This is a genomic window from Brasilonema bromeliae SPC951 (assembly GCF_012912135.1).
Classification (GTDB): domain Bacteria; phylum Cyanobacteriota; class Cyanobacteriia; order Cyanobacteriales; family Nostocaceae; genus Brasilonema; species Brasilonema bromeliae.
Genome location: NZ_QMEB01000320.1, coordinates 1 through 5,876, shown reverse-complemented (window position 1 = coordinate 5,876; position 5,876 = coordinate 1). Strand labels below are relative to the sequence as shown.

The window sequence follows — 5,876 nt, the reverse complement described above, 5'->3', positions numbered from 1 at the left end:
TTACACCCTTACACCCTTACACCCTTACACCCTTACACCCTTACACCCGCGCCCGTTGCGGACTGGGTGAGAGTTTTCAAAAACCTACCCATCCGCGCAATGTCTCCTCACAGGGAAGGTTTTTCAAATACCATCAAATGCTGTTGGGGTAACAAGTTCTTAGTTTCCCGCCAAACCAAACCAACAGCTTGCATTTCTTTTCGTACTTGTCTCTGACTCATTTTGTGCAAAGCCTTAATCAGAATAAAGGGATTTTCACCTCGATATTCAACCAGCACAATCCTACCACCTGGTTTTAGCCCTCGAATCATCCCTTCCATAATCTCTCGTGGGTACTCAAATTCGTGATAAGCATCTACCATCAAAGCCAGGTCAACACTTTCTGGTGGTAAATTGGGGTTAGTCAGAGTTGCCAAGATAGGTTCAACATTGGTAATATTATTTTCTTTCTTCAAAAACTCAATAATATCCAGCATTTCTGGTTGAATATCCACAGCTAGCACCTTTGCCTTTGTTAAGAGGGGGGCAATACGAAAGCTTATGTAGCCTGTTCCAGCACCAATATCTGCCACAACATCGTCAGGTTTGAAGTTCAGAACGCTAATAATCTTGCTTGGTTGTTCTTCAGACTCTCGACTTGGTCGTTCTAACCATAATACTCCTGTGTGTCCCATGACTTTGGCTATTTCTCGACCCATGTAAATTTTACCAATACCATCTGGACTGTGAAGCAGCCGTTGTTCGTAAACAGTAGAGGATGGGGAAGCAGCGTTTGCTATACCAGTGGGGTCAAAAAGCAAGCACCACAGTATGACGAAAATAATTGCGGTAAAACGTAAAAAATAATATTTCTGTTTACGGTTGATGAGTTTCATGTCACTCAGAGCGTGTTTATAAACTATTATGAAGAGTTTTGAGGTGTAGTTTACTAAAGAACGTTACTAAAGAACGAGATATAAGTTAACGTCATAAAAATGAAGCGATATAGTACCATTTAAGTAAAGAACAGTGCTTGATATCTACCAATAGTAAGGAAAAGTTCTACTAATGGTATTCCAGAAAAGAACTTGCTTGGTTGTTCTGTTTTTGCTGGCATTAGTAAGTGCGATCGCCTTTCAACTACTCCACATCTCCAAAACTGAAAACTTATATCCCATATATAATGGGCCTGGATATGGGTATGTAAACCAAGCAGGAGAACTGGTTGTTAAACCTCAGTTTTCTCAAGCAGAAGAATTTTCTGAGGGGTTTGCACCTGTAAAAGTCAATGACAAAGTAATTGTTCACTCCCCCTGCACAATGGCCGAAACCCTTGTTTTATCGTTGAGGGGTAGGGGGGAGTGTGAACGGTTACATGGTAAATGGGGATTCGTGAACCTTAAAGGTCAGGTAAGCATTTCCCCACAGTACGATACGGTCGGTGAGTCAAGTTCTCCTTATAGTGATGGTATTGATGATGATTTTTCACCAAGTTCTTTTTCAGAAGGCTTGGCAGGTGTCAAACTCAACGGCAAGTGGGGATTTATCAATCAGAGTGGGAAACTAGTAATCCCATACCAGTTTGATAAAGTTCAACGATTCTCTGGTGGTGTAGCAACTGTTCAAGTAGGTGGCTTATGGGGCGTTATCAATCCAGAGGGTAAATGGATTATCCAGCCTGTAGACAAGTTTCCAATTAAGTTTTTTCAAGGGATAGCGAAACTTAACTTGATTTCTTGGAATGAATCAGGACAGTTTATTGGTGATCCGAACATCTATTGGGATAAGTCAGGGCGGCGAGTCGGTGACTTCTTCAATCCGCCCAAGCTAGCGTCCGAGTTTCAAGAAGGACTTGCGATTGTTGAGATAAGTAGGTGGGCTAAACAGCAAGGACGTGATGACCCTCTTGTGGTGGTAGCAACCTCTGAAGATTCCATAGGATCGAAATGTGGCTTTCAGGATAAACGAGGGAAAGTTGTTATAGAACCACAATTCGACTACTGTCAAAGCTTTGCATCCGGATTAGCAGCCGTCCAAGTAGACAAAAAATGGGGTTACATTGACAAAACGGGCAAGTTCATTGTTAGTCCACAATTCGATTATGCAGATCGCCTGATTGAAGAACGTGCTTTGGTCGTTTCTGATGGCAAGATTGGTTTTATTGACAAAACAGGCAAAATTGTTATTAAACCAGAGTTTCAGATAGATCCTGAGTTGGCAATTCATTATAAGAAAGAACCTGCTGCTGTACTTAAGGAATGGAAGTCACGCTTGAAAGAGTTTGGTCAGCCGCTTGACCTGTCTTCAATCGAGAAATGGCTTGCCCAGGTGCTTAAGCCGTATTCAAGCGAGGTGGTGCAACGTCAGTTTTCCAATGGGCTTGCAGCTGTCGCAAAAGATAATAAGTGTGGATACATCGATAAAACTGGTAAATTTGCTATCCAACCTCAATTTACTGAATGCAAGCGATTTGACCTACACGGAGTCGCTCAAGTAACTCGTCAGAACGGGGTTGTTGGACAAGGAGGTAGGGATGAATATGTTTACATCAATCGTGAGGGGAAAACATTTCCAAAATACGCTGCTTCCTTAAGCAATTTCTATCCAACTTGGAGTAAACTGCTGACTTCAGTGATGGCGTGCTTGCTGTGGATAGTTGCCATTAGCTGTCATGAATTTGGGCATGCGATTGTAGCATATTGGGGTGGCGATCGCTCGGTCAAAGACAAAGGCTATTTAAGCTTCAATCCGCGCCGATATATCAATCCTCTACACAGTATCATCCTGCCTGCAATCTTCTTGGTGACAGGTGGAATACCTTTACCTGGTGCAGCAGTATATATTGAATTTGATCAGATTCGGAACCGTTTGTGGTTAAGTGCCACAGCAGCAGCAGGACCAATCGCTAGTATACTTTTTGGATTGCTGTTAGTTCCCATATTTCAGTTCAGCCTTGCCTGGAACTCTCCTCACTGGTTCTCTACATTCATAGCTGACTTTATTAGTTTGCAGTTTTTCATCGCACTATTTAACTTGCTGCCAATTCCCCCATTAGATGGTTATCGAATTCTTTCTGTTTGGTTGCCACCTAAGCTACAAGATCGTACTGGCATCGCATCGATGATCGGACTATTTTTTCTCTGCTTTGTGTTACCGTTTATCTCGATTGCTGCTGCTCCATTTTTTATTATTCTCTTTGTTGGATCTTATCTTGTCATGCGTGCTTCGGGCATTTCAGAAGAATTTTCTCTGGATGTTTGGCACTCGTTTCATCGCTGGTATATAGCATTATGTCTGCTAGTTGCTAGTCTTGTTTATCTACTGTACAAGCCAGCATCAATTTTTCAATTAGCAGGTTTAGTACTAGAAAACTTCTTTCCCAAAGTAGCACTAAAAATGTACGACAGGGCACTCAAAATAGATCCTAAAAGCGCCTGGTCATGGGAACGTAAAGCATGGACTTTACAGAGAGTAGGAACAGTAGGGGACAGTGTAGAAATAATATCCGCCTGTGAACAAGCCATTCAACTTGCTCCTTATAATCGTTTTTTATGGCGAGCACTAATTTTGGAACTAAGTCTGTCGCTTACTTGGGGTCACAAATTTTATGAGCAAAAATTAATAGAAGCTATTGAAAGATATATCAAACTTTATCCTAAAGATGGTTGGGGATGGGGTGTAAAAGCTTTAACATTGGATGACTTTGGGGACAGTGAAGAAGCACTATTAGCTTGGGAGAAAAACATTGAACTTGATCCTAAGGATCATCCTTATAAATGGCGGACGCAGATGAAAGAATCGACTCTAGAACGGTTAAGAAGTTTAGGAAAGCTCTAGTGATATCTTGCACCCTCCGGGTATGACCTTCGGTCACGCTGCGCTAACGCCAGTCGCTCATGGGGGAAACCCCCAAGACTGCGCTGGCTCACTATTCTCAATAACTGTAGGGTGGGCACTGGTCACAACGTAAGAATAAGGTTTTGAGCGAACTCTAGGCAGTGCCCACCTTACAAAAATTGCAATAACGCAACTGGTGCAAGATGTGAGTCTAGCTACTTTTGACAAATCTATAGAAGTTTTCTCGTAGAGTTCATACTTTGTCTTATCCGCTGATCAAAAACTTACATCATCCACAAATAACCTCTGGACACTGAACATTTCTAAATCACAAACGGTTCGAGGTGGCGATCGCACCACCCTCCCATAAACCGTTCAGTCACAAATGGTCTGACAATAAGCTTCGGTGGACATCCACCTCGAACATCAATACGAACAAAAGAGTATGGTCGTCGCATTTGAACATCGTATCCATTGCGACCAACAAAAAGGAACGAATCCGCAACTTTACGGTAAGGACTACCTGGAAGATGCTCAAAAGTCTCCATCAATTCTGTTCCTTCGTTTCGCTGACGACGGGGGTAATGACCGCTACCACCAGAGATGATGCAGTTGATATGCGAGTCAGCATGTCCAGTATCCGTTGTCCGCAGGTGTTCCAAACAGTGTGCATGACCATTCAAAATCAAATCGACTATTGGACGACCTTGAGTCATCGAACCAAGAGTGTCTGCGACTTGATCAAACACCCAACGCAGACAGCGGCGAACTGCTAACGTTTGCGCTTGATGCCATTTCGTCGCTTCCGTGACGTAAGGAGGATGATGAAAATAAATAATACGTCCGCGAACTTCCTCAGTATTCCAAGATGAAATCAGTCTTTGCTTCAGCCAGTTCAGTTGTTCAAAGTCTACGACTGACGCCTCATCAGATTCAAGTTGTTTTTCAATGTCAATTTTGATTTCATCGATTTGATATAATTTCGCCTTGAGGGCATCAAGTTGTTCGGCTTCTGAGGGAATATCTGGATTCAGCTTGTCGCACGCTTCCAGAATTTGGATTTCCTCTTGTTCTATCTTATGCCGACGATGAACCAATTCGCGGCGTTCGGCTTCTCCCTCTTTTGTCGCTGGGAGTGGTAATGGTGCATTAAAAGTATTGGAGTCAAGGGCGAAAAAGTCGATCCCGCCGTAACGAAAAGTGTAGTAGCGGTTGGGTAAACGGGTGAAACGTCCGGGTTGATAACGTAAACAGTATCCTGTGTCAGTCTTAGCAGTGTAATGGTTATCTAAGTGACGTTCCAACTCTTCACCAGAGTCGAATCTTTTAAGATAATCAAGAAACGCCCGTGCATAAGCGTCACCCTTATAAGATCCATGCCAACCTATCTCGACATTTTTATAGCCAAGTAAGCGACGCAGTGATCGTGTACCTCCGGTGATAAAGCGGTACATCCACGGAACATCGTAATAATCATGATTACCCAAAACTGGCAGAATTGGCACCTTAAAGACCATGCGATCATAGGGAATGCGTCTAGGATTTTCGCCACCCACCAGAAACTCGCGGTAAGGTTCGATAAAGTTGGTCGGGTAATACTCATGAGATCCCACCACATAAATGACATCACCCGTATGCAGGACAAAACGGCACTCCTTTTGGTGAGCAAGCATCAATTCCGCAATTTTCCGTTGCGGGTGATGTCCGTGATGTTCTGTAGTGCCACTATCACCTATAACTATAAAAGAGAATTCTGGATTATCCGAGTTACCATCATCTAAAACCATGCTGGTTTGGTCAATTCCACGTTGGACAACACTCGGATCTCCCCACCGTACCCGTTCCTTCATCTTTTGGATTTTTACAGGAATTGGTGGATCAAATATGAATTCCATAAATCAGTATTCATGAGTTATTAGTCATTTAGCTATTCTCCCACTACTTCCCAATTTCCTCTATAGGACTTACGCACGCGCTACGAAAAAAAGCGGGTTGCGATTGCTTCCCTTCGGTCGCAATGACTATAGTTACGTTGTTCGTGCGTAAGTCCTGCTCTACTG

The 5,876-nt window shown here is 43.0% G+C and carries 3 protein-coding genes; 1 reads left to right on the top strand and 2 read right to left on the bottom strand.

Going from position 1 to position 5,876, the window contains the following annotated elements; all coding sequences use genetic code 11:
- Positions 1 to 107 precede the first annotated feature (107 nt).
- A complete protein-coding gene (locus DP116_RS26565) occupies positions 108 to 875 on the bottom strand; it encodes a class I SAM-dependent methyltransferase (RefSeq protein ID WP_169157994.1) in 768 nt (255 codons plus the stop codon).
- Positions 876 to 1,047: 172 nt separating this feature from the next.
- Here DP116_RS26565 and DP116_RS26560 point away from each other — a divergent pair, with 172 nt between their 5' ends.
- Complete coding sequence (locus DP116_RS26560; RefSeq protein ID WP_169157993.1) at positions 1,048 to 3,816, top strand: WG repeat-containing protein; 2,769 nt, start codon at positions 1,048 to 1,050, stop codon at positions 3,814 to 3,816.
- A gap of 323 nt (positions 3,817 to 4,139) precedes the next feature.
- Here DP116_RS26560 and DP116_RS26555 read toward each other — a convergent pair whose 3' ends face one another.
- Entirely contained in the window at positions 4,140 to 5,711 is a 1,572-nt protein-coding gene (locus DP116_RS26555; protein ID WP_169157992.1) for a metallophosphoesterase family protein, read from the bottom strand.
- Positions 5,712 to 5,876 lie beyond the last annotated feature (165 nt).